Source organism: Actinomycetota bacterium (assembly GCA_035540895.1).
In the GTDB taxonomy this organism is placed as follows: Bacteria; Actinomycetota; JAICYB01; order JAICYB01; family JAICYB01; genus DATLFR01.
Window position 1 is genome coordinate 1 of sequence record DATLFR010000102.1, and the last position, 19381, is coordinate 19381.

General features: G+C 69.4%; 34 protein-coding genes and 1 pseudogene. All 35 read right to left on the reverse strand.

Going from position 1 to position 19381, the window contains the following annotated elements; genetic code table 11:
- The coding region (locus tag VM840_05835) for a glucosamine-6-phosphate synthase (protein ID HVL81097.1) at positions 1-1574 on the reverse strand (1574 nt) is incomplete at its 3' end.
- Between the two features lies 1 nt (position 1575).
- Positions 1576-2922 carry a phosphoglucosamine mutase gene (locus VM840_05840; GenBank protein ID HVL81098.1) on the reverse strand — a complete coding sequence of 449 codons (1347 nt, stop codon included), beginning with the start codon at positions 2920-2922 and terminating at the stop codon, positions 1576-1578.
- 31 nt (positions 2923-2953) lie between these two features.
- On the reverse strand, positions 2954-3346 hold the full coding sequence (gene rpsI / locus VM840_05845) for a 30S ribosomal protein S9 (GenBank protein ID HVL81099.1): 393 nt from the start codon (positions 3344-3346) through the stop codon (positions 2954-2956).
- Positions 3347-3348: 2 nt separating this feature from the next.
- Complete coding sequence (gene rplM, locus VM840_05850; GenBank protein HVL81100.1) at positions 3349-3804, reverse strand: 50S ribosomal protein L13; 456 nt, start codon at positions 3802-3804, stop codon at positions 3349-3351.
- 10 nt (positions 3805-3814) lie between these two features.
- Entirely contained in the window at positions 3815-4609 is a 795-nt protein-coding gene (truA, locus tag VM840_05855) for a tRNA pseudouridine(38-40) synthase TruA (protein ID HVL81101.1), read from the reverse strand.
- Between the two features lie 23 nt (positions 4610-4632).
- Positions 4633-4989: pseudogene (gene rplQ, locus VM840_05860) on the reverse strand (50S ribosomal protein L17).
- Between the two features lie 2 nt (positions 4990-4991).
- On the reverse strand, positions 4992-5927 hold the full coding sequence (locus VM840_05865; GenBank protein HVL81102.1) for a DNA-directed RNA polymerase subunit alpha: 936 nt from the start codon (positions 5925-5927) through the stop codon (positions 4992-4994).
- Between the two features lie 41 nt (positions 5928-5968).
- Positions 5969-6601: a 30S ribosomal protein S4 gene (gene rpsD, locus VM840_05870; protein ID HVL81103.1), complete on the reverse strand. Its 633-nt coding sequence runs from the start codon at positions 6599-6601 to the stop codon at positions 5969-5971.
- 2 nt (positions 6602-6603) lie between these two features.
- Complete coding sequence (rpsK, locus tag VM840_05875; protein HVL81104.1) at positions 6604-7002, reverse strand: 30S ribosomal protein S11; 399 nt, start codon at positions 7000-7002, stop codon at positions 6604-6606.
- A 13-nt stretch (positions 7003-7015) separates the two neighbouring features.
- The gene (rpsM, locus tag VM840_05880; protein HVL81105.1) at positions 7016-7402 is read right to left on the reverse strand and encodes a 30S ribosomal protein S13; all 387 of its coding nucleotides are present in this window, start codon (positions 7400-7402) and stop codon (positions 7016-7018) included.
- A gap of 1 nt (position 7403) precedes the next feature.
- On the reverse strand, positions 7404-7520 hold the full coding sequence (rpmJ, locus tag VM840_05885) for a 50S ribosomal protein L36 (protein HVL81106.1): 117 nt from the start codon (positions 7518-7520) through the stop codon (positions 7404-7406).
- A 132-nt stretch (positions 7521-7652) separates the two neighbouring features.
- On the reverse strand, positions 7653-8303 hold the full coding sequence (locus VM840_05890; GenBank protein HVL81107.1) for an adenylate kinase: 651 nt from the start codon (positions 8301-8303) through the stop codon (positions 7653-7655).
- Between the two features lie 37 nt (positions 8304-8340).
- The gene (gene secY / locus VM840_05895; GenBank protein ID HVL81108.1) at positions 8341-9633 is read right to left on the reverse strand and encodes a preprotein translocase subunit SecY; all 1293 of its coding nucleotides are present in this window, start codon (positions 9631-9633) and stop codon (positions 8341-8343) included.
- A 2-nt stretch (positions 9634-9635) separates the two neighbouring features.
- Positions 9636-10073, reverse strand: a complete 438-nt coding sequence (gene rplO / locus VM840_05900) for a 50S ribosomal protein L15 (GenBank protein HVL81109.1) — start codon at positions 10071-10073, stop codon at positions 9636-9638.
- Positions 10070-10273, reverse strand: a complete 204-nt coding sequence (gene rpmD, locus VM840_05905) for a 50S ribosomal protein L30 (GenBank protein HVL81110.1) — start codon at positions 10271-10273, stop codon at positions 10070-10072. Before rpmD ends, rplO begins: the two co-directional genes overlap by 4 nt.
- Entirely contained in the window at positions 10273-11151 is an 879-nt protein-coding gene (rpsE, locus tag VM840_05910; GenBank protein ID HVL81111.1) for a 30S ribosomal protein S5, read from the reverse strand. The genes rpmD and rpsE overlap by 1 nt, the downstream gene beginning before the upstream one ends.
- Positions 11148-11531 (reverse strand): 50S ribosomal protein L18, encoded by a 384-nt coding sequence (gene rplR / locus VM840_05915; protein ID HVL81112.1) that lies wholly within the window; start codon positions 11529-11531, stop codon positions 11148-11150. Before rplR ends, rpsE begins: the two co-directional genes overlap by 4 nt.
- Complete coding sequence (gene rplF, locus VM840_05920; GenBank protein ID HVL81113.1) at positions 11531-12088, reverse strand: 50S ribosomal protein L6; 558 nt, start codon at positions 12086-12088, stop codon at positions 11531-11533. The genes rplR and rplF overlap by 1 nt, the downstream gene beginning before the upstream one ends.
- Positions 12089-12092: 4 nt before the next feature.
- The gene (gene rpsH, locus VM840_05925; protein ID HVL81114.1) at positions 12093-12500 is read right to left on the reverse strand and encodes a 30S ribosomal protein S8; all 408 of its coding nucleotides are present in this window, start codon (positions 12498-12500) and stop codon (positions 12093-12095) included.
- Between the two features lie 3 nt (positions 12501-12503).
- Complete coding sequence (locus tag VM840_05930; protein HVL81115.1) at positions 12504-12692, reverse strand: type Z 30S ribosomal protein S14; 189 nt, start codon at positions 12690-12692, stop codon at positions 12504-12506.
- Between the two features lie 10 nt (positions 12693-12702).
- The gene (gene rplE, locus VM840_05935) at positions 12703-13335 is read right to left on the reverse strand and encodes a 50S ribosomal protein L5 (protein ID HVL81116.1); all 633 of its coding nucleotides are present in this window, start codon (positions 13333-13335) and stop codon (positions 12703-12705) included.
- A gap of 2 nt (positions 13336-13337) precedes the next feature.
- Positions 13338-13667 (reverse strand): 50S ribosomal protein L24, encoded by a 330-nt coding sequence (rplX, locus tag VM840_05940; protein HVL81117.1) that lies wholly within the window; start codon positions 13665-13667, stop codon positions 13338-13340.
- Positions 13667-14035, reverse strand: coding sequence for a 50S ribosomal protein L14 (rplN, locus tag VM840_05945; GenBank protein ID HVL81118.1), 369 nt, complete (start codon positions 14033-14035; stop codon positions 13667-13669). Before rplN ends, rplX begins: the two co-directional genes overlap by 1 nt.
- Positions 14032-14277, reverse strand: coding sequence for a 30S ribosomal protein S17 (gene rpsQ, locus VM840_05950; GenBank protein HVL81119.1), 246 nt, complete (start codon positions 14275-14277; stop codon positions 14032-14034). Before rpsQ ends, rplN begins: the two co-directional genes overlap by 4 nt.
- A 20-nt stretch (positions 14278-14297) precedes the next feature.
- Positions 14298-14531 (reverse strand): 50S ribosomal protein L29, encoded by a 234-nt coding sequence (gene rpmC / locus VM840_05955; protein ID HVL81120.1) that lies wholly within the window; start codon positions 14529-14531, stop codon positions 14298-14300.
- Positions 14528-14947, reverse strand: a complete 420-nt coding sequence (gene rplP, locus VM840_05960) for a 50S ribosomal protein L16 (GenBank protein HVL81121.1) — start codon at positions 14945-14947, stop codon at positions 14528-14530. Before rplP ends, rpmC begins: the two co-directional genes overlap by 4 nt.
- 7 nt (positions 14948-14954) lie before the next feature.
- On the reverse strand, positions 14955-15728 hold the full coding sequence (gene rpsC, locus VM840_05965) for a 30S ribosomal protein S3 (protein HVL81122.1): 774 nt from the start codon (positions 15726-15728) through the stop codon (positions 14955-14957).
- A complete protein-coding gene (gene rplV / locus VM840_05970) occupies positions 15729-16097 on the reverse strand; it encodes a 50S ribosomal protein L22 (protein HVL81123.1) in 369 nt (122 codons plus the stop codon).
- 2 nt (positions 16098-16099) lie between these two features.
- The gene (rpsS, locus tag VM840_05975) at positions 16100-16381 is read right to left on the reverse strand and encodes a 30S ribosomal protein S19 (protein ID HVL81124.1); all 282 of its coding nucleotides are present in this window, start codon (positions 16379-16381) and stop codon (positions 16100-16102) included.
- Positions 16382-16383: 2 nt separating this feature from the next.
- Positions 16384-17217: a 50S ribosomal protein L2 gene (gene rplB, locus VM840_05980; GenBank protein ID HVL81125.1), complete on the reverse strand. Its 834-nt coding sequence runs from the start codon at positions 17215-17217 to the stop codon at positions 16384-16386.
- Positions 17218-17222: 5 nt separating this feature from the next.
- Positions 17223-17519, reverse strand: a complete 297-nt coding sequence (gene rplW / locus VM840_05985) for a 50S ribosomal protein L23 (GenBank protein ID HVL81126.1) — start codon at positions 17517-17519, stop codon at positions 17223-17225.
- Positions 17516-18259 carry a 50S ribosomal protein L4 gene (gene rplD, locus VM840_05990; GenBank protein ID HVL81127.1) on the reverse strand — a complete coding sequence of 248 codons (744 nt, stop codon included), beginning with the start codon at positions 18257-18259 and terminating at the stop codon, positions 17516-17518. The genes rplW and rplD overlap by 4 nt, the downstream gene beginning before the upstream one ends.
- Complete coding sequence (gene rplC / locus VM840_05995) at positions 18256-18906, reverse strand: 50S ribosomal protein L3 (GenBank protein HVL81128.1); 651 nt, start codon at positions 18904-18906, stop codon at positions 18256-18258. The genes rplD and rplC overlap by 4 nt, the downstream gene beginning before the upstream one ends.
- Before the next feature lie 3 nt (positions 18907-18909).
- Positions 18910-19245 carry a 30S ribosomal protein S10 gene (rpsJ, locus tag VM840_06000; protein ID HVL81129.1) on the reverse strand — a complete coding sequence of 112 codons (336 nt, stop codon included), beginning with the start codon at positions 19243-19245 and terminating at the stop codon, positions 18910-18912.
- A gap of 6 nt (positions 19246-19251) precedes the next feature.
- Positions 19252-19381: elongation factor Tu (locus VM840_06005; GenBank protein HVL81130.1), on the reverse strand; the 130-nt coding region annotated here is incomplete at its 5' end.

The following is a 19381-nucleotide window of genomic DNA, read 5'->3' on the forward strand; positions in this document are numbered from 1 at the left end:
GAGACAGCCGCCGTCCCCTGCCCGATCACCTGCACCCGGTGGACCGTTCGGGAGCGGAGGGCCTCGGCGAGATCGGGAGGTATCGTCTCGGGCCCGAGCACGACGGAGGGCTCCCCGTCCCGGTCGACGAGCCTGCCTCGCAGCGTCTTCCGGAAGGAGCGCGGCGACTCCGACACCTCCTTGAGGAGGTAGTGCGGGAACTCGCCTCGGTCGACGTCACGTGTCGTGACCTCCGACGCCTGCAGCTCCTCGGGGGCGACCGGCAGCGGACCCCCGTCGTAGGCGACGCGCGTGATGCCCTCCACGCTCCCCGCCGCGGCGGCGTCGAGGACGACGACCTGACCCTTCGTGGCCTCCCCGTCCATGCGCAGGTAGGTACGGCACTGCTCCACGAGTCCGTACGGCTCGCTGGCGACGAGGAACATGTCCTCGGCGAACCCGACGTAGAGGGCCTGGCCGCTCCCGCGGAGGGCGAGCAGCAGGCGGCCGGGGTCGCCGGACGACACCGCCCCTATCGCGACGGATCCGTCGAAGGAGGCCACCGTGCGCCGGAAGGCCTCGACCAACTCGTCGCCGTCGGACATCCGCCGCGACACGAGGACGGGGATGACCTTCGCGTCCGTCGTGATCTCGGCCGGTATGCACAGGCCCGCCGAGGCCTTCAGATCGGCGTGGTTGTCCACGTCGCCGTTCAGTGCGGCGGCCACGTAGGGGCCGTCCGGACGGTCCTCCTCCTCGTGGTTCAACGGGTGGGCGTTCGCCTCCGAGATGATCCCCACGCTCGCCCACCTCGTGTGGCCGAGCACGGTCGCTCGCGACCCGTCGGCGGAGACGGCTGCATGGAGCAGGTCGTCACGGACGATCGCGTCGCGGATGGAGCGGGTGTTGTCGCCCAGCTCGCCTATCTCCGCGGCCGCTTTGTAGACGAAGGCCAGGTGGCCGTCGGGGGTCCTGACGGCATCGGACCTGAAGAGGGGATCGGCGGCCCGGGTCTCGAGCAGGGAGCGCAGGGCCGGCGAGTCGAGGTCGAGTCCGTGACCCGACACGAGTACGTGCACACCGGCCGAGTCGCGTCCGCGTACCTCGAGCCTGTCGATGGCCGAGAGCGCGACCTGTATGGAGGTGAACGCCGCCAGCGCTGCGTCGGACGCGTCCCTACCGGCCAGCTCGGCCGCCCGGGCAGACGTGACGAGGCGGTCACGACGGACCGCCCAGACCGCGTCCTTGAGGCGGAGCATGGAGGCGTTCGTCTCCTCGAGGTGAGAGGCGTCACCCCCGGCTGCGTCCAGGATCGTCTCGGCCTCGACGATCCATGCGTCGATCGCCCCCAGGTGAACCTCGAGGGCGGTTCGCGCCTCGGCGTCCCGGGCCAAGGTCAGGACGCCCGGCACCCCCGTCAGCAGAGCATCGGCCGACTCGACGTCGGCGGCGGCCGACGCGATCGTCCCGGCGGACGGTACCGGGGACGCTTGACCCAGCCCGTCGACGGCCCGCTTCACGGCCTCGACGACCTCGGCCCCCGCGGGCGCCGCCCGTCCGGGTGGCCGCGTGAGGATCGCGACTATGCCGCACATCTCAACCTCCCAGGGCTTCCCGGACCGCGTCCGCCAGCTCGCCGGCCACCGAGCGAGCCTGTTCGTGCTCGGCTGCCTCCACCATGACCCGGACGAGGGGTTCGGTCCCCGAAGGCCTGATGAGCACCCGACCTCCGTCCCCCAGTCGCTCCTGCGCGCGGGCCACCGCGTCCCGCACCCCGTCCGACTCGATCGAAGGGCTCCCGTTCGTCGGCACGTTCACCAGGACCTGAGGGAACGGGGCGAAGGGGACGAGGTCCTCGAGCCTGCCCTCCGCGGCCACGACCGCCTCGAGCAGGCAGAGGGCGGTGAGGAGCCCGTCTCCCGTGGGGGCGAGGTCGAGGCGCAGCACGTGCCCGGACTGCTCTCCCCCGAGCACGAGCCCGCGATCGGACATCGCCGCCACGACGTTGCGGTCCCCCACCGGCGTCTCGACCAGGCCGATCGCGTTGCTCGCGCACCACCGTCTAAGCGCCTGGTTGGACATCACGGTCACGGCCACCGCGCCGCCGCTCAGCTCTCCGCGCTCGGACAGCCGCCGCGCCAGGATGGCGAGGGTGGCGTCCCCGTCCACCACCCGACCGTGCTCGTCGGCGGCGAGCACCCTGTCGGCGTCGCCGTCGAAGGTCAGCCCTATGCACCCGTGCGCCCGGGCCGCCTCCGCCACGACCTCTGGGTGGGTGGCACCGCATCGGTCGTTGATCGCCTCGCCATCCCCGGTGTTGAGTGCGACCACATCCGCTCCCATGCGGCGCAGCGCCTCGGGGGCGGTCCAGCGCGCGGCGCCGTTCGCGCAGTCGACCACGATGCGCATGCCACTCAGGTCGAGGGGGACCCGCTCCGTGACCAGCTCCAGGTACCTCTGCGCGGGGTCGGTGACGAGCGGCGAGTCTCCGCCGATCCCCGGCCCGGTGGGGAGGTCCAGCTCCGAGCCCACCAGATCCGCCACCTCCGACTCCACCTCGAGGGAGAGCTTGCCGCCGTCGGGCCCGAGGAGCTTGATCCCGTTGTCGGGCGCCGGGTTGTGCGAGGCGGAGACGACCACACCGGCGCCGACCCCGTCGTCGTCGGCGGCGAGCATGGCCACCCCGCCCGACGGAAGCACGCCGACGTCGCGGATGTCTGCGCCACCGGATCGCACTCCCGCGGCTACCGCATCGGACAGCATCCGGCCCGAGGGTCGGGTGTCCCGGCCAACGACGACCACGGGCCGGCCCGACGGCTTCGACCCGAGGACCCCGCGCGCGCAGGCGACCGCGACCGCGCGCCCTACCCGGAGGGCGAGCTCCGGCGGGAGCCCCGCGTTGGCCACGCCCCGGATGCCGTCGGTGCCGAAGAGCGTGCCCATGGGTCCCCCGGTATGGACGGCGGGCGCGGTATCAGCGCTTGGAGTACTGAGGCGCCTTGCGCGCCTTGCGCAGACCGTACTTCTTCCGCTCCTTCACACGCGGGTCGCGCGTGAGCAGGCCGGCGCGCTTGAGGGTGGGCCGGAGATCGGGGTCGACCTCGCACAGGGCCCGGGCGATCCCGAGCCTGAGGGCCCCCGTCTGGCCGTTGCTGCCCCCGCCGTGCACGAGCGCCTCGACGTCGTAGCGGCCCTGGAGGCCCGTCACGCGGAGCGGGTCCATGATCTTGACCCGGTGGACCAGAGAGGTCACGTAGTTCTCGAATGGACGGCCGTTGACCGTGATCCGACCGTCGCCGGGGATCAGCCGGACGCGCGCGACCGACTGCTTGCGTCGTCCGGTGCCGTATCCGCTCGTCTCCGCCACGGTTACGCCTCCTCGTTCTGCTTCTGTCCGCGCCCGTCGAGCGGCTGCGGCTTCTGGGCCGCGTGCGGGTGCTCGGGGCCCTTGTAGATCTTCAGCTTCTTCATCTGCCTGCGGCCCAGGGTGGTCTTGGGCATCATCCCCCAGACGGCCTTCTGGATCGCCCGCTCGGGGTGGGTCTCGAGGAGCTTGCCGTACCAGAGGGACCGCAGCCCGCCCGGGTAGCCGGAGTGGCGGTGGTACATCTTCGAGTCGAGCTTGTTCCCGGTCAGCCTGATCTTCTCGCAGTTCACGACGATCACGAAGTCGCCCGTGTCGATGTGCGGGGTGAAGGTGGGCTTGTGCTTGCCGCGCAGGACGGTGGCTATGCGCGTGGCGAGGCGTCCGAGGACCTCTCCCTCGGCGTCCACCACGTACCACCGGCGCTCGATCTCACCGGGCTTCGCCGTATACGTCTTCACGTCGCTCTCCTCAGATCGCTCTGGCCACGGCCGCTGCCCATGGCCCAACGGGCGCCGGACGGTTCGGCCAATCGATGTCTTCGTACTCCGCCTCGACGAGGGTGAGTCCGCGCGGCGGAAGCGTCTGTCCGGCCGCGGCTCGGTCTCGCGACGCGAGCACCTCGTCGACCCAGCCGACCGGCCTGCGGCCCAGCCCGACCTCGAGCGCGGTGCCGACCATGTTGCGGACCATCTGATGCAGGAAGCTGCGCGCGGTCACGTAGATGCGGATCAGGTCGCCGTCGCGCTCGGCTCCCGCCTGCAGGACCGTCCGAACCGGCTCCTGGTCATCCCGCAGCCGCGCCAACGACGAGAAGTCGTGGGTGCCCACCATCGCGCGCATCGCGTCGTCCAGCGCGTTCACGTCGAGCGGCCGGTCCTCCCGGACGACGTAGCGGTCGAGCAGAGGGTGGCGGGACGGGTGGTTCCAGATCAGGAAGACGTAGGACCGTCCCACGCACGAGTGACGGGCGTGGAAGCCGTCCGGGGCGTCCTGGACGTCGAGGATCGAGATGTCGTCCGGGAGCCGGGAGCCGACGGCTCCCTGGACCCGGGGGGCGTCGATCGCCACCGGGCAGGGGAACGAGACGACCTGTCCGGTCGCGTGGACCCCGGCGTCGGTGCGTCCGGCCGTCGCGACCCGGACCGGCTCCCCCACGACCCGCTCGAGGGCAGCCTCGATCTCGCCTTGGACGGTGCGCAGGCCGGGCTGGACGGCGTACCCCGCGAAAGCGGTGCCGTCGTAGGCCACGAGCATGCGCTTCACGCTCAAGGCTGCTCAACCTCCGGGATCTCCTCGACGAACTCGATGATCGCCATATCGGCCGCGTCGCCGCGGCGCTGGGCGAGCTTGAGGATCCGCGTGTAACCGCCCGGACGCTCCGCCATGCGCGGCGCGACGTCCGCGAAGAGACGGTGCACGATCGAGCGGTCGCCGAGCTCGGACAGGACCTGCCGACGGTGGTGGAGGGTCCCCTTGCGCGCCTTCGTGACCAGGCGCTCGACGTATGGCCGCAGCTTTCGCGCCTTCGCATGCGTCGTCACGACGCGCCCGTGCGTGATCAGGGAGCGCGACAGGTTGCGCAGGATCGCCTTCTCGTGGGAGGCGCTGCCTCCGAGCCTGGCTCCCTTCGTCGGCGTAGGCATGGCTAGATGTCCTTCGTCTTGAGGCTGAGCCCCATGTCGATGAGCTTGTCGCGCACCTCGTGGACCGACTTCTCACCGAAGTTGCGGATGTCCATGAGGTCCTCCTCGGTGCACTCGAGGAGCTCGCCGAGCGTGTGGATCCCCTCACGCTTGAGGCAGTTGAGCGCCCTCACGGAGAGGTCGAGCTGCTCGACCGGACGCTCGCTGTCGATGAGCGGACGCGGGCCCGCGTCGAGCCCCTCGGGCTCGGCCGGACCGTCCACTAGCTCGGAGAAGAGACCCACGAGGCCGCCGAGGTGCCGGGCGGCGTGCACCACGGCATCCTGCGGGGTGACCGAACCGTCGGTCTCGACCTCGAGGACCAGCTTGTCGAAGTTGGTCATCTGCTCGACCCGGGTGTGCTCGACCACGTAGGTCACGCGGCGCACCGGGGAGAAGATGGCGTCGACCGGGATGACGCCGATCACGTCCTTGCGCTTCATGCGGTCGGCGACCTGGTAGCCGCGGCCCCGCTCGACGGTGAACTCGACGTCGAGGCGCCCCTTCGAGTTGAGGGTCGCCAGGTGGTGGCCCGGGTTCACGATCTCGATGCCCGCGGGAGCCTCGATGTCCCCCGCCGTCACGTCCTTGGGGCCGCGGGCCCGCAGGTGCAGCGCCCCGACCGCCTCTTCGGTCTCCATGCGCACGACCACGTCCTTGAGGTTGAGGACGAGGTCGGTGACGTCCTCCTTCACCCCTGGGATGGTGGTGAACTCGTGCAGCACGCCCTCGATCTTGGCGGCCGTGATGGCGGCGCCCGGGACGGAGGAGAGCAGCGTCCGACGCATGGCGTTCCCGACCGTGTACCCGAAGCCGGGCTCCAGCGGCTCGATGACGAAACGGGAGAGCCGCTCGTCGACGACCTCCTCGGTCACGGTTGCCCTGGTGATGGTGAGCACGGAGCCTCCTTTGGGTTCTGCGGTGTGGTGACCCGGTGCGCCTACCGGGAGTAGAACTCGACGATCAACGTCTCGCGCACCGGCGCGTCGATCTCGGCGCGCTCGGGGAGCGAGGTGACCTTCGCCTGCTTCGCGCCGTGGTCGACGGACAGCCAGGAGGGGATGGTCCGCCCCTGGGCGCGCTCGACCGCGTCGACGACCCGGACGATGTCCTTCGACCTGTCCTTGATCGAGATCGTGTCGCCCGGACGCAGCAGGAACGACGGGATGTTCGTCAGGCGCCCGTTGACGAGCACGTGCCGGTGCAGGACCAGCTGCCTGGCGTCGTCCCGGGAGTTGGCGAACCCGGCCCGGTAGACGGCGTTGTCCAGCCGCCTCTCGAGGATCCGCAGCAGGTTCTCGCCGGTCGCCCCCTTCTGGCGCGCGGCCATGTCGTAGTAGTTGCGGAACTGCCTCTCGAGCACGCCGTAGATGCGCCGGGCCTTCTGCTTCTCGCGGAGGCGCACCTGGTAGGGCGAGTCCTTCCCGCGCGCGCGGCGCATGCCGTGCTGACCGGGGGGCGTCGGGCGCTTCTCGATGGGGCACTTGGGCGTCTCGCACTTCGCGCCCTTGAGGAAGAGCTTGATCCCCTCCCGGCGGCACAACTTGCAGTCGGCGTCGTTGTATCGAGCCATGACTAGACCCTCCTCCGCTTCGGAGGACGGCAGCCGTTGTGGGGAACGGGCGTCACGTCAGTGATGCTGGCGACCTCGAGACCGGCGGCCTGCAGGGCGCGGATCGCCGTCTCACGGCCCGACCCGGGACCCTTCACGAAGACGTCGACGCGGCGCATGCCGTGCTCCATCGCCTTGCGCGCGGCCGCCTCGGCGGCGAGCTGGGCCGCGAACGGCGTCGACTTGCGGGAGCCCTTGAACCCGACGGTCCCGCCGGACGACCAGGAGACCACCCCGCCGACCGGGTCGGTGATGGTGATCGAGGTGTTGTTGAAGCTCGACTTGATGTGCGCGTGTCCGGCCGCGATGTTCTTGCGCTCACGCTTGCGGATCCGGTCGCCCGTTGCCTTCTTCTTGACCACTCGCTACCGCTCCTTAGCCCTTCTTCCCGACCTTCTTCCGCTTCCCGGCGACCGCCTTGCGCGGACCCTTCCGGGTGCGGGAGTTGGTGCGCGTCCTCTGACCCCGGACCGGGAGCCCCATGACGTGGCGCCGGCCCTGGTAGGACTGGATCTCGATCTTGCGCCGGATCGACTGCTGGACCTCCCGACGGAGCTCGCCCTCGACGGTGAGGTTCGCGTCGATCCACTCGCGGATCCTGGCCACCTCTTCGTCGGTGAGGTCGCGGATCTTGCGCTCGGGACCCACGTTCGTGCGCTCGCAGATGTCCTTGGCCGTCGTCGGCCCTACCCCGAAGATGTAGGTCAGCGCCACGTCCGCGCGCTTGTCGCGTGGAAGGTCTACTCCGGCGATTCGGGCCATGTCACGCTCCTTGCCGCTGCTTGTGGCGGGGGTTCTCGCATATGACGAGCACCCGCCCCCGGCGGCGGATCACCTTGCACTTGTCACACATCTTCTTCACCGACGCGCGAACCTTCACGAGCTCACTCCGTTCGAAGTTGGACCGCGATCGACCGCGGTCGGGCCTTCCCGGGGCACGCCTCCGGACGCGCGGAGACGGCAAACAGGTAGTCTACCGGACCCGAAGCCTTCCGTCGACCGCCCGACCAGGTCATCTGGGCCCTGCCTCGATGGCCTCGTCGATCCGCTTGCTGACCTCGTCGAGCTCACCACAGCCGTCGACGGACACCAGGTTACCCCGCTCCCGGAAGTAGTCGTACAGACCGTCCGTCTGCTGGTGGAAGACCTGCAACCGCCGGCGGACCGTCTCGGGCTCGTCGTCCGGACGGGTGGCCAGCTTCGTGCCGTCCTCGTCGCAGACCTCGTCCACGGCGGGGGGGTCGTAGTGCATGTGGTAGGTCCGCTGGCAGGAGGGGCAGGTCCGGCGCCCGGTCAGCCGGCGCTCGACCTCGTCGTCCGGCACGTCCAGCCCGATGACGATCTGGAGCGGCCGCTGCTCGGTGTCGAGCTCCAGGTCCAGCGCCTTTGCCTGCTCGATCGTGCGGGGGAAACCGTCCAGGACGAACCCGTCCGCCCCGAGCTCGTTGAGGTGCTCGGAGATGAACCAGATCATGATCTCGTCGGGGACGTACTCGCCCCGATCCATGTAGGCCTTCGCCTTCAGTCCGATCGGGCTGCGGTCTGCCGCCGCCTGGCGGAGCAGCTCGCCGGACGCCACGTGAGGCACGCCCAGGCGTTCCGCGAGCTTGCGGGCCTGGGTCCCCTTGCCGGCGCCGGGCGGTCCTAGGAGGAGCAAACGCAACGCTGGTCCCACTCCTGTCCGAATCGGGTGGTGGTGCCTACTTCAGGAAACCTTCGTAGTGGCGCATCAGCAGCTGCGACTCGAGCTGCCGCATCGTCTCGAGGGCCACACCGACCGCGATCAGGATCGTCGTCCCGCCGAACGGGAACGTGTGCTCCGGGAGGCGGGTCAGCGCGCTGACGATGGAGGGGATGATCGCCACCATCGCCAGGAAGAGGCTCCCGGGGACCGTGAGCCGGGTCAGGACCTTGTTCAGGTACATCTCGGTCGGTCGGCCCGGCCGGATGCCCGGGATGAAACCCCCGTACTTGCGGATGTAGTCGGCCTGCTGGGTCGGGTTGAACGTGATCGCGACGTAGAAGAACGTGAAGAGCAGGATGAGCAGCGCGTAGAGGACGATGTACGGAACGCTCGTCGGGTTCACGAAGTACCGCTCGACGAAGTCACGGACCCCCTGCCAGGGCGCCGCGCTCGAGATCAGGACCGGGATGTACAGGACCGAGGACGCGAAGATGATGGGGATGACGCCGGCCTGGTTCACCTTGATGGGTATGTAGGTGGACCCGCCCTGCGTCATGCGCCTGCCCACCACGCGTTTGGCGTACTGCACGGGGATCCTGCGCTGGCCCTGCTCCACGAGCACGATCGCGACGACGATCAGGAGCCCGATGCCCAGGAAGAAGATGGCCCCGGCGAGCCGCAGCGTCGCGTAGATCTGGCCTCCCTGGGCGGGGAGGGTCGAGATGATGCTCGCGAAGATCAACAGGGACATCCCGTTGCCGATCCCGCGCTGGGTGACGAGCTCGCCCAACCACATGATCAGCCCCGTCCCCGCCGTCAGCGTCAGAACGATCAGCGCGACGCGACCCGGGTGGAAGTTCGGGATCACGTTCACCCCCACCGGCGACGTCTCGTCGTTGTGGAAGAGGAAGACCAGCGCCGTGGACTGGATCAGGGCGAGGACGATCGTGAGGTAGCGCGTCCACTGGGTGATCTTGCGGTGCCCCACCTCACCCTGCTTCTGCCATTCCTCGAGTCGGGGGATGACCACGGCGAGCAGCTGCATGATGATCGAGGACGTGATGTACGGCATGATGCCGAGCGCGAAGATGGCGAGCCTGGTCAGGGCTCCGCCGCTGAACAGGTTCAGGAAGGCGGCGACCCCGCCGAGCTGCCGCCCCTGGTCTATGGCCGCCTGGAGCGCGCGGTGGTCGATCCCCGGGACCGGCAGGTGGGAGCCGAGGCGGTAGACGCCCAGGATGAAGAGGGTGAAGAGGATCTTCTTGCGGAGATCCGGGACCTTGAACGCGTTGCGGAGCGCCGATAGCACCCTCAGATCACCTCTGTGCGGCCGCCCGCCTGCTGGATCTTCTCGGCCGCGGCGCCGGAGAACCGATGAGCTCTCACGGTCAGGGCGGTCGAGATCTCGCCCTGCCCGAGGACCTTCACCGGCAACCCCTTGCGGACGAGGCCGTGGCGGTGCATCTCCTCGGGGCCGACCTCGGCGCCGGCGTCGAAGGTGGCATCGAGGCGGGCGACGTTGACGACCGCGTACTCCACGCGGTTGCGCGGGGTGAAGCCCCCCCACTTCGGAAGGCGCCTCTGCAGCGGCATCTGGCCACCCTGGAAGCCGGGCGGGACGGTCTTGCGGGCCTTCGTACCCTTCACGCCGCGTCCGGACGTCTTCCCTATCCCGGAGGACTCGCCGCGTCCGACGCGCTTGATGCGGTGCTTCGAGCCCTCAGCGGGCTTGAGGTCGTGAAGCTTCATGACTCGGTGCCTTCCTCGCCATCCGTCTCCGTCACCTCGATGAGGTGGCGGACCTTGAAAGCCATCCCGCGAACCGAGGGGCTGTCCTCGTGCACCACGCTGTGGCCGATCTTGCGCAGACCAAGCCGGCGGACGGTATCGCGCTGGTCGGCCGGTCGCCCGATGAGGCTGCGAACCTGGGTGAGCCGGATGCGAGCCATCACGTGGTCCCCTCGCCGCTGCCCTCAGGCGCCGGCGGGTCGGTCGGCTCGGGCGCGGCCTGCTCGGCGGCGGGTGTGGCGTCCGTCCCGATCGGCTGCTCGGGCGTGGCGGCCTGCTCTGCGGCGGCTGCCTCGGCGGCTGCCTTCGCCTCCTGGGCGGCCTTGCGGCGCGCCTGAGCCGCCTCCGCCTCGGCCTTCGCCTGCGCTTCCTTGGCCTCGGCCTCGGCGCGGAGCTGGCTCTCCCGTTCCGCAGCAGCCTCCATCCGGCGCAGCATCACGGGGGGCGCGACCTGGTCGAGGCTCTTCCCACGCACGCGGGCGACGTCCTCCGGGCGCCGGAGCGACCTCAGGCCCTCCATCGTCGCGTAGACGACGTTGAGGGGGTTGTTCGTGCCGAGGACCTTCGCGAGGCAGTCCTCGATCCCCGCGCACTCGAGCACGGCTCGGACCGGGCCCCCCGCGATGACCCCCGTCCCGGGAGCGGCAGGCTTGAGCATGACGCGTGCAGCCCCGTGCTCGCCCACCACCTCGTGGGGGATGGTGTGGCCGATCATCGGAACGGAGATCATCCCGCGCTTGGCGTACTCCTTGGCCTTGTCGATCGCCATCGGGACCTCTTTGGCCTTGCCGTAGCCCACGCCGACCTTGCCCGCGCGGTCGCCCACGACCATCATCGCGGTGAACGAGAACCTCCGGCCGCCCTTCTGCACCTTGGCGACGCGGTTCGGACGGCCGATGAGGCGGTCCTCGAGCTGGGAACGGCCCTCGTCGGCCTGGTCACGGTCGCGGCGTCCGCGACCACGGTCCGGACCGCGGCCTCGACCGCCGTCGGGTCCGCGACCGCGTCCGGCTCCCCCGGGGTTGCGCTGCGCGTTCAGAAGTCCAGCCCTCCTTCTCGTGCTCCCTCGGCGAGGGAGGCGACGCGGCCGTGGTACGCGTACCCGCCGCGATCGAACATCACCTTGGTTATCCCGGCCGCCTTGGCCCGCTGCGCGAGCAGTGCGCCGACCCGCTTGGCCGAATCAGACTTCGGACCCTTCTGACCGCGCAGGTCCGAGTCCAGCGTCGAGGCGGAGGCCAGCGTCCGTCCGGCGACGTCGTCGATGACCTGCGCGTAGATGTGACGGGCGGACCTGAAGACGACCAGCCTGGGGCGCTCGACCGATCCGACGACGCGCTTGCGGACACGCCGGTGCCGGCGCAGCCGGGCGACCCGGCGGTCCTGTGCCTTCGTACGAGCCGACAGTGAGCGTGCCATCACTTAGCCGCCTTCCCGACCTTGCGCCTGATGTGTTCGCCCTCGTAGCGGATCCCCTTGCCCTTGTAGGGCTCCGGCGGGCGGATCTTCCTGATGTTGGCGGACACCTGGCCCACCTGCTCCTTCGATGCGCCCCGGACGACTATCCGCCCGGTGACCTCCTGGGGGTTACCTCCGGGGAGCACCTCGAACGTGATCCCGGGAGGCGGCGAGACCTTCACGGGGTGGGAGTAGCCGACGAGGATGTTGAGGTCCTGACCCTCGAGGTTCGCCCGGTACCCGACACCGCGGATCTCCAGCGTCTTCTGGAACCCCTCGGCGACCCCGCGGACGACGTTGGCGACCAGCGCCCGGGCCAGGCCGTGGAAGGCGCGGTCCTGGCGGGCGTCGGAAGAGCGCTTGAGCAGCAGCGCGTCGTCCTCCCGCACGCACTCGATCCGCTCGGGGAACGCGGCCTCCAGCTGCCCGAGGGGACCCTTCGCGACCACGCGTCCGGGCGCGATCTGCACGTCGACCCCCTGGGGGATCGGTATCGGCATCTTCCCGATGCGGCTCATATCCTCACCAGACCTCGCACAGGACCTCGCCGCCGATGCCCGACCGACGCGCGTCGCGGTCGGTCATGACACCACGGGAGGTCGACAGGATCGTCACGCCCAGTCCGGCCTGCACCTTCGGGATGCCCTGCCGGCCCGAGTAGCGACGCAGTCCGGGGCGGGACACCCGTCGGAGCCCCTTGATCACCGGACGCCGGTCGGGCGTGTACTTCAGCGTAACCCGGATCCTCGACTGGATCGGGTCGGGCTCTATCTGCACGTCCGAGAGGTACCCCTCCTGCATGAGGATCTCGGCTATGCGCGCCTTGATCTTGGAGTGCGGGATCAGGACCTCCGAGTGGCGCGCCTGGAGGCCGTTGCGGATGCGGGTCAGCAGATCCGCGATCGGGTCGGATATGACGCCTGTGCCCATCGCCTACCAGCTCGCCTTCTTCAGACCGGGGATCTCACCGGAGTGCGCGAGCTCCCGGATGCAGATCCGGCACAGCTCGAACCGGCGGTACACGGCACGCGGCCGGCCGCAGCGCCGGCACCGCGTGTACTTGCGGACGCCGAACTTCGGCTCCCGCTCGAACGTCTTCACATATAGCGACTTCCTGGTCATCCGAACCCTCTCATCCAGCCTGCGCCGCGGCGCCGGTACGCTCCTTGAACGGGAATCCCAGCTCCTGGAGGAGCGCGAACCCCTGCTCGTCGTTGCGTGCCGTCGTGACGAACGTGATGTCCATGCCGAGCTGACGCTCGACCTTGTCGTAGTCGATCTCCGGGAAGATCAGCTGCTCGGTGACGCCCATCGTGTAGTTGCCGCGTCCGTCGAATGCGTTGGGGTTGAGGCCTCGGAAGTCGCGGATGCGTGGGAGGGCGACCGACAGCAGCCGGTCGAGGAACTCCCACATCCGCGGGCCGCGCAGCGTCACCTTCGCGCCGATCGACATGCCCTCACGGAGCTTGAACCCGGCGATCGACTTGCGAGCCTTCGTGACCACCGGCTTCTGGCCGGCGATGGTCTCCAGGTCTCGCAGGGCCAGGTCGATCAGGCGGGAGTCGCGGACGGCCTCGCCGAGGCCCATGTTCAGCACGATCTTGTCCAGGCGCGGCGCCTCCATCACGTTGGTGAGCTCGAAACGGCCCATCAGCGACGGCACGATCTGCTCCCGGTACCGCTTGCGGAGCCGGGGCTCGTAGTCGGCGCCGAGATCGGGGCCGAACCCCGTGCCCGCGTCCTGTCCCTTGTCCTTCTTGGCCATGTCTACAGCTCCCCGCCGCACTTGCGGCAGATACGTGACTTGCTCCCGTCACCGAGGATCGAGTACGCGATCCGGGTGGGTCCACAGGAGGGGCATACGATCTGGACGTTGGAGACCTGGATCGGCGCCTCCTTCTCGATGATGCCGCCTTCCTGGCCCGCTCGCCCCCGCGCCGTGCGCAGCTTCGTGTGGCGCTTGACGAGGTTCACCCCTTCGACGAGCAGGCGGCCCTCGTCGGGCATGACCATGAGGACCCGACCTTCCTTGCCGCGCTCCTTGCCCGTCATCACCCGGACGTGGTCGCCCTTGCGGATCTTGATCTTCGTTGCCATCACAAAACCTCCGGGGCGAGCGAGACGATGCGGGTGAAGCCCCTCTCGCGCAGCTCGCGGGCGACCGGTCCGAAGACGCGGGTGCCGCGCGGGTTGCCGGCCTCGTCGATGATGACGACGGCGTTGTCATCGAACTTGATGTAGGACCCGTCCCGGCGGCGAGTCTCCTTGGCGCACCGAACCACGACGCCCTTGATGACGGTCCCCTTGGAGACGGATCCACCGGGCTGGGCGTCCTTCACGGTTCCGACGATGATGTCGCCCACCCGGGCGTAACGCCGCCGGGAGCCACCCAGCACACGGATGACGAGGACCTGCTTGGCCCCCGTGTTGTCCGCGACACGGACCCTCGATTCCTGCTGGATCACTCGCGTGCCCTTTCCACTACCTCGACCACACGCCACCGCTTCAGCTTCGACATCGGGCGGGTCTCGGCTATCCGCACGAGATCCCCGGCCCGGCAGTCGTTGGCCTCGTCATGTGCGTAGAACTTGCGGGTCTGACGGACCGGCTTGCCGTAGAGCGGGTGCTTCCCGGTCGTCTGGACCCGAACGACGACGGTCTTGTCCATCGCGTTGGACACGACGTGTCCAAGCCTGGTCTTGCGCATGCCTCTCGTCGCCTGTTCGGTCACTCCGCACCATCCTCCGCGGGCGTCTGTCGACGCTCCCACTCCTCGATCTCCCGCTCGCGGATCAACGTGTGGATCCGCGCGATGTCCTGCCGGACGGACTTCAGCCGGCGGTGATTGTCCAGCTGGCCCGTGGCGAGCTGGAACCGGAGGTTGAACAGCTCCTCCTTCAGCTCGCGGACCCGGTCCAGCAGCTGGTCCGTGTCCAGGTCGCGCAGCTCGGCCGCCTTCACGACGGCACCTCGTCACGTCCGAGAACCCGGCATCGGATCGGGAGCTTGTGCCAGGCCAGACGCAGCGCTTCCCGCGCGACCGGCTCGGCGATGCCCGCGATCTCGAAGAGGACGCGTCCAGGCCGGATCACGGCCACCCACTCCTCCGGGTTGCCCTTGCCGGACCCCATCCGCGTCTCGGCCGCCTTCTTCGTGCGCGGGCGGTCGGGGAAGACGTTGACCCAGACCTTCCCGCCACGCTTGATGTGGCGGGTCATCGCGATACGGGCGGCCTCGATCTGTCGGTTCGTGAGGTAGCCGGGCTCGAGCGCCTGCAAGCCCCACTCGCCGAACGCCACCGTCGTCCCCCCCTTGGGGGTCGACCGCAGCTTCGGGCGGTGCTGCTTGCGGTGCTTGACCTTCTTCGGCATCAACATCCGTTGCTCACTCCCCGGCTTCCGTGCTCTGGGCGGCGTCGTCGGTACCCGTCGCGGCCGCCTGCGGGGCGGACTCCTCGGGGCGCCTGGTGGTGCGGCGGCGACGGACCCTCTCCTGGGCGGCCTTGCGGATCCGCTCCTGCTCGGGGACGGGGAGGATCTCTCCCTTGTAGATCCACACCTTCACCCCGATGCGGCCGTACTTCGTGCGGGACTCGTAGAACCCGTAGTCGATATCCGCGCGCAGAGTGGTCAGCGGGACCTGCCCGTCGCGGTAGGTCTCGGTGCGGGCCATCTCGGCTCCCGCGAGGCGGCCCGAGCACTGGATCTTGACGCCCTTGGCGCCGTACCGCATGGCCTCTCCGACCGCGCGCTTCATGGCCTTGCGGAACTGGACGCGCCCGGCGATCTGCTCGGCGACGGCCTGGGCCAGCAGCTGCGACTCGAGCTGCGGGATCTTCACCTCGAGCGCGTCGACGCGCACCTCGGTGTTGCCGGTCATCTGCTGGATCTTCTGCTTCAGGTGCTCCACCTCGGCGCCACGGCGCCCGATCACGATGCCCGGCCTGGCCGTGTGGATGTCGACGCGGATCCGGTCGCGGGTCCGCTCGATCTCGACGCGCGAGATGCCGGCGTGCGGGAGCTCGCGCTTGATGTACTCGCGGATCTTGAGGTCCTCGTGCAGGTAGTTCTTGTACTGCTTGCGGTCCGCGAACCAACGCGCCTTCCAGTCGGTGGTGATCCCGAGCCGGAAGCCGTAGGGGTTGATCTTCTGGCCCATCTAGGATCCTCCTCCTGCGGCGCGCACGACGACCGTGATGTGGCTGCGCCTCTTGCGGATGCGACCGGCCCGCCCGTACGCCTTGGCCCGCCACCTCTTGTAGGTGGGACCCTCGTCGACGAACACCCGGTGGACGACGAGCCTCTCTTCGGGGAGGTCGAAGTTGTTGACCGCGTTGGCCACGGCCGACTCGAGCACCTTCGAGAGCGCCTTCGACCCGCGCAGCGGCGAGAAGGCCAGCAGGCGGCGCGCCTCCTGCAGCGGCTTGTTGCGGACGAGGTCGGCCGAGCGGCGCACCTTGTGCGGCGACATCGGTATGAACCTCGCGACCGCCTTTCCCTCGCGGGTCTGTTCGGGTGCCTGAGCCATCGCTACCTCATCCTCGAGGACTTCTCGCCGGCGCCGTGACGCCGGTACGTGCGGGTCGGGGCGAACTCGCCCAGCTTGTGCCCCACGTGCGCCTCGGTCACGAAGACCGGGATGTGCTTGCGGCCGTCGTGCACGGCGATCGTGTGGCCCACCATCTCGGGGGTGATGGTCGACCGGCGCGACCACGTCTTGATGACGCGGCGGTCGTTGCGGTCGTTGGCCGCCGCGACCTTCTTCGCGAGGTGGTCGTCGATGAACGGACCCTTCTTCAAGCTCCTGGGCACAGCTACTTCCTCCGCTTGTTCTCGCGCCTGCGCACGATGAACTTGTCCGACGGCTTGCGCTTGCGACGGGTACGCTTCTCGGGCTTGCCCCATGGGGTGGAGGCGGGGCGTCCACCCGAGGACTTCCCCTCGCCACCACCGAGCGGGTGGTCGACCGGGTTCATCGCGACACCACGCACCTTCGGCCGGCGGCCCTTCCACCGGTTGCGGCCGGCCTTGCCTCCCGAGACCAGCTCGTGCTCGGTGTTGCCGACCTGACCGACCGTGGCCTTGCACTGCGCGTTGACCATCCGCATCTCACCCGATGGCATCCGTAGGGTCGCGTACCCCTTCTCCTTCGCCATCAGCTGGATGGACGTCCCGGCGGAGCGCGCCATCTTGCCGCCTGCCCCCGGTACGAGCTCCACGTTATGGACGACCGTTCCGTCCGGGATCTTCGCGAGGGGGAGCGAGTTGCCGGGGCGGATCTCGGCTCCCGGACCGGACATGAGCATCTGGCCGGCCTTCACGCCGTCGGGAGCCAGGATGTAGCGCTTCTCACCGTCCGCGTAGTGGAGGAGGGCGATGCGAGCGGACCTGTTCGGGTCGTACTCGATGGCGGCCACCTTGGCCGGGATCCCGTCCTTGTTCCGGCGGAAGTCGATCTGGCGGTAGAGGCGCTTGTTGCCCCCGCCCCGGCGGCGCGACGTGATCCGGCCGTGGACGTTGCGGCCCCCGGACTTGGACGTGCCCTTCGAGAGCGCCTTCTCGGGGCGCTTCGTGGACACTCCCTCGTACGTCTGGACCGTCTGGAACCGACGACCAGCTGAGGTTGGTTTCCTCTGACGTATCGGCATGGCTCTCAGCTCTCGAAGATCGCTATGGACTCGCCGGGCGCGAGCGTGACTATGGCGCGGCGCTGGTCGGGGCGCTTCCCGAACTCGCCCCACCGGCCCCGCATCCGGACCGACTTGCCGCGGCGCTTGATCGTGTTCACGTCTCGGACGTGGACGCCCCAGATCTCCTCGACCGCGCGACGGATGTCAGGCTTCGTCGCCTTCGCGGCCACGACGAAGGTGTACTTGCCGCGCTCGGCCTCCGCGTAGCTCTTCTCGGAGATCACGGGGCGGATGATGATGTCGCGGGCCTCGCGGTTCACGACGTCACCCCCTCGTCGTCGATCGGCTGGGGTGCCGTGTACTGCGCGACGTCGGCGGGCGTCTCGATCCCCGGCTCCTCGTCGGAGGCCGCGGACCCGCCGCCACGCCGTCCGGGCAGGACGGCCGCCCGGGACTGGAAGGCGTCGAGCGCCCGGCGGGCGAAGACCACGGTGTCCGCGCGCAGGATGTCGTAGACGTTCAGCTGTCCCTCGGCGATCACGTGGACGCCGTCGATGTTGCGGAAGGAGTAGGCGAGTGCCGTCTCGTCTCCCGCGAGCACGACGAGCGGTCGCCCGGGCAGGTTCCACGTCTTGAGTGCCTTGGCTGCGCGGGACGTCTTCGGCTGGTCGAAGGACATGTCCTCCACCACGACGACCTTCCCGTCGCCGGCGCGCACGGACAGGGCCGAGCGCAGGGCGAGCGCCTTCATCTTCTTGGGGATCGACTGCCGGTAGGACCTCGGCTGGGGGCCGTGGGCGGTGCCGCCCCCGACCCACTGCGGCTCCCGGGTGGACCCGTGACGGGCGCGCCCGGTGCCCTTCTGACGCCACGGCTTGCGCCCACCGCCGCGGACCTCGGCCCGCGTCTTGGTCGCATGCGTGCCGGCTCGAGCGGCCGCGAGCTGCGCGGTCACGACCTGGTGCATGAGGGGGACGTTGACCTTCGCCGCGAAGATCTCGTCGAGCAGCTCGACGGATGCTCCCTGGCTCCCGTCCTCGTTCAGCAGGTTGACGTTCACGAGGGCCTCCTCACGGCGGACCGGACGACGACCATGCCGCCGTTCGGACCGGGGACCGAACCCCTGACGAGCAAGAGGTTGCGCTCCGGGTCGCTCTTGACGACCTCGAGGTTGAGGGTGGTCACGCGGTCGTGGCCCATCCGCCCCGGGAGCTTCTGCCCCTTGAAGACGCGTGCGGGGGTGGTGCCGGCGCCGACCGACCCCGGGACGCGGTGCTTGCGCTCCGTCCCGTGGCTGGCCGGGGCCCCGCCGAAGTTGTGTCGCTTGTAGACACCGGCGAACCCCTTGCCCTTGGACGTACCCACGACGTCGACCTTCTCCCCCGCCTCGAACACGTCGGCGCGCAGCTCCTGTCCGACCTTGAAGCCGGACACGTCGGCCACCCGGAGCTCGACGAGGTGGCGATGGGGCTTCAGGCCCTTGCGGGTTAGGTGTCCCTCCTCCGGCTTCGTCAGCTTCCCGGGCTTGAGCTCGTCGAACGCGAGCTGGACCGCGGCGTACCCATCCTTCTCGGGGGTCTTCACCTGGGAGACGCGGCAGGGGCCGACCTCGACGACGGTGACGGGGATGGCCCGCGCAGCCTCGTCGAAGACCTGCGTCATGCCGAGCTTGCGCCCGAGGATGCCCTTGGTGATGACCGTTGCCATCGCCTATCGCACCCCCGCCCCGGCGAGCTTGATCTCGATATCGACACCCGCGGGCAGGTCGAGGCGGGTGAGGTCCTCGATCGTGCGCGGCGTGGGGTCGATCACGTCGATGAGCCGCTTGTGGGTCCGCATCTCGAAGTGCTCACGCGAGTCCTTGTCCTTGTGCGGGGACCGGATCACGCAGATGACGTTGCGCTCGGTCGGCAGCGGCACGGGTCCGGACACGCGGGCGCCCGAACGCAGCACGGTGTCCACGATGCGCTTCGCCGAGAGGTCCACGACCTCGTGGTCGAAGGCCTTCAGCTTTATCCGGATACGGTTCGCTGCCGCCGTTGCCATGGCTCCCTACTTCTCGATCTTCACGACTCGGCCGGCGCCAACCGTACGACCACCCTCACGGATGGCGAACCGCTGACCCTCCTCCATCGCGATAGGAGTGATCAACTCAACCGACATCTCCGTGTTGTCACCAGGC

What these genes read in the sequence shown, in the direction of transcription:
- VM840_05840 (HVL81098.1), bottom strand. Translation starts at nt 2,922, where the DNA reads ATGGGCACGCTCTTCGGCACCGACGGCATCCGGGGCGTGGCCAACGCG.
- rpsD (HVL81103.1), bottom strand. Translation starts at nt 6,601, where the DNA reads ATGGCTCGATACAACGACGCCGACTGCAAGTTGTGCCGCCGGGAGGGG.
- rpsM (HVL81105.1), bottom strand. Translation starts at nt 7,402, where the DNA reads ATGGCCCGAATCGCCGGAGTAGACCTTCCACGCGACAAGCGCGCGGAC.
- rplO (HVL81109.1), bottom strand. Translation starts at nt 10,073, where the DNA reads ATGAAGCTTCACGACCTCAAGCCCGCTGAGGGCTCGAAGCACCGCATC.
- rpmD (HVL81110.1), bottom strand. Translation starts at nt 10,273, where the DNA reads ATGGCTCGCATCCGGCTCACCCAGGTTCGCAGCCTCATCGGGCGACCG.
- rplR (HVL81112.1), bottom strand. Translation starts at nt 11,531, where the DNA reads ATGGCACGCTCACTGTCGGCTCGTACGAAGGCACAGGACCGCCGGGTC.
- rplF (HVL81113.1), bottom strand. Translation starts at nt 12,088, where the DNA reads ATGAGCCGCATCGGGAAGATGCCGATACCGATCCCCCAGGGGGTCGAC.
- rpsH (HVL81114.1), bottom strand. Translation starts at nt 12,500, where the DNA reads ATGGGCACAGGCGTCATATCCGACCCGATCGCGGATCTGCTGACCCGC.
- VM840_05930 (HVL81115.1), bottom strand. Translation starts at nt 12,692, where the DNA reads ATGACCAGGAAGTCGCTATATGTGAAGACGTTCGAGCGGGAGCCGAAG.
- rplE (HVL81116.1), bottom strand. Translation starts at nt 13,335, where the DNA reads ATGGCCAAGAAGGACAAGGGACAGGACGCGGGCACGGGGTTCGGCCCC.
- rplX (HVL81117.1), bottom strand. Translation starts at nt 13,667, where the DNA reads ATGGCAACGAAGATCAAGATCCGCAAGGGCGACCACGTCCGGGTGATG.
- rpsQ (HVL81119.1), bottom strand. Translation starts at nt 14,277, where the DNA reads ATGCGCAAGACCAGGCTTGGACACGTCGTGTCCAACGCGATGGACAAG.
- rplP (HVL81121.1), bottom strand. Translation starts at nt 14,947, where the DNA reads ATGTTGATGCCGAAGAAGGTCAAGCACCGCAAGCAGCACCGCCCGAAG.
- rpsC (HVL81122.1), bottom strand. Translation starts at nt 15,728, where the DNA reads ATGGGCCAGAAGATCAACCCCTACGGCTTCCGGCTCGGGATCACCACC.
- rplV (HVL81123.1), bottom strand. Translation starts at nt 16,097, where the DNA reads ATGGCTCAGGCACCCGAACAGACCCGCGAGGGAAAGGCGGTCGCGAGG.
- rplB (HVL81125.1), bottom strand. Translation starts at nt 17,217, where the DNA reads ATGCCGATACGTCAGAGGAAACCAACCTCAGCTGGTCGTCGGTTCCAG.
- rplC (HVL81128.1), bottom strand. Translation starts at nt 18,906, where the DNA reads ATGGCAACGGTCATCACCAAGGGCATCCTCGGGCGCAAGCTCGGCATG.
- rpsJ (HVL81129.1), bottom strand. Translation starts at nt 19,245, where the DNA reads ATGGCAACGGCGGCAGCGAACCGTATCCGGATAAAGCTGAAGGCCTTC.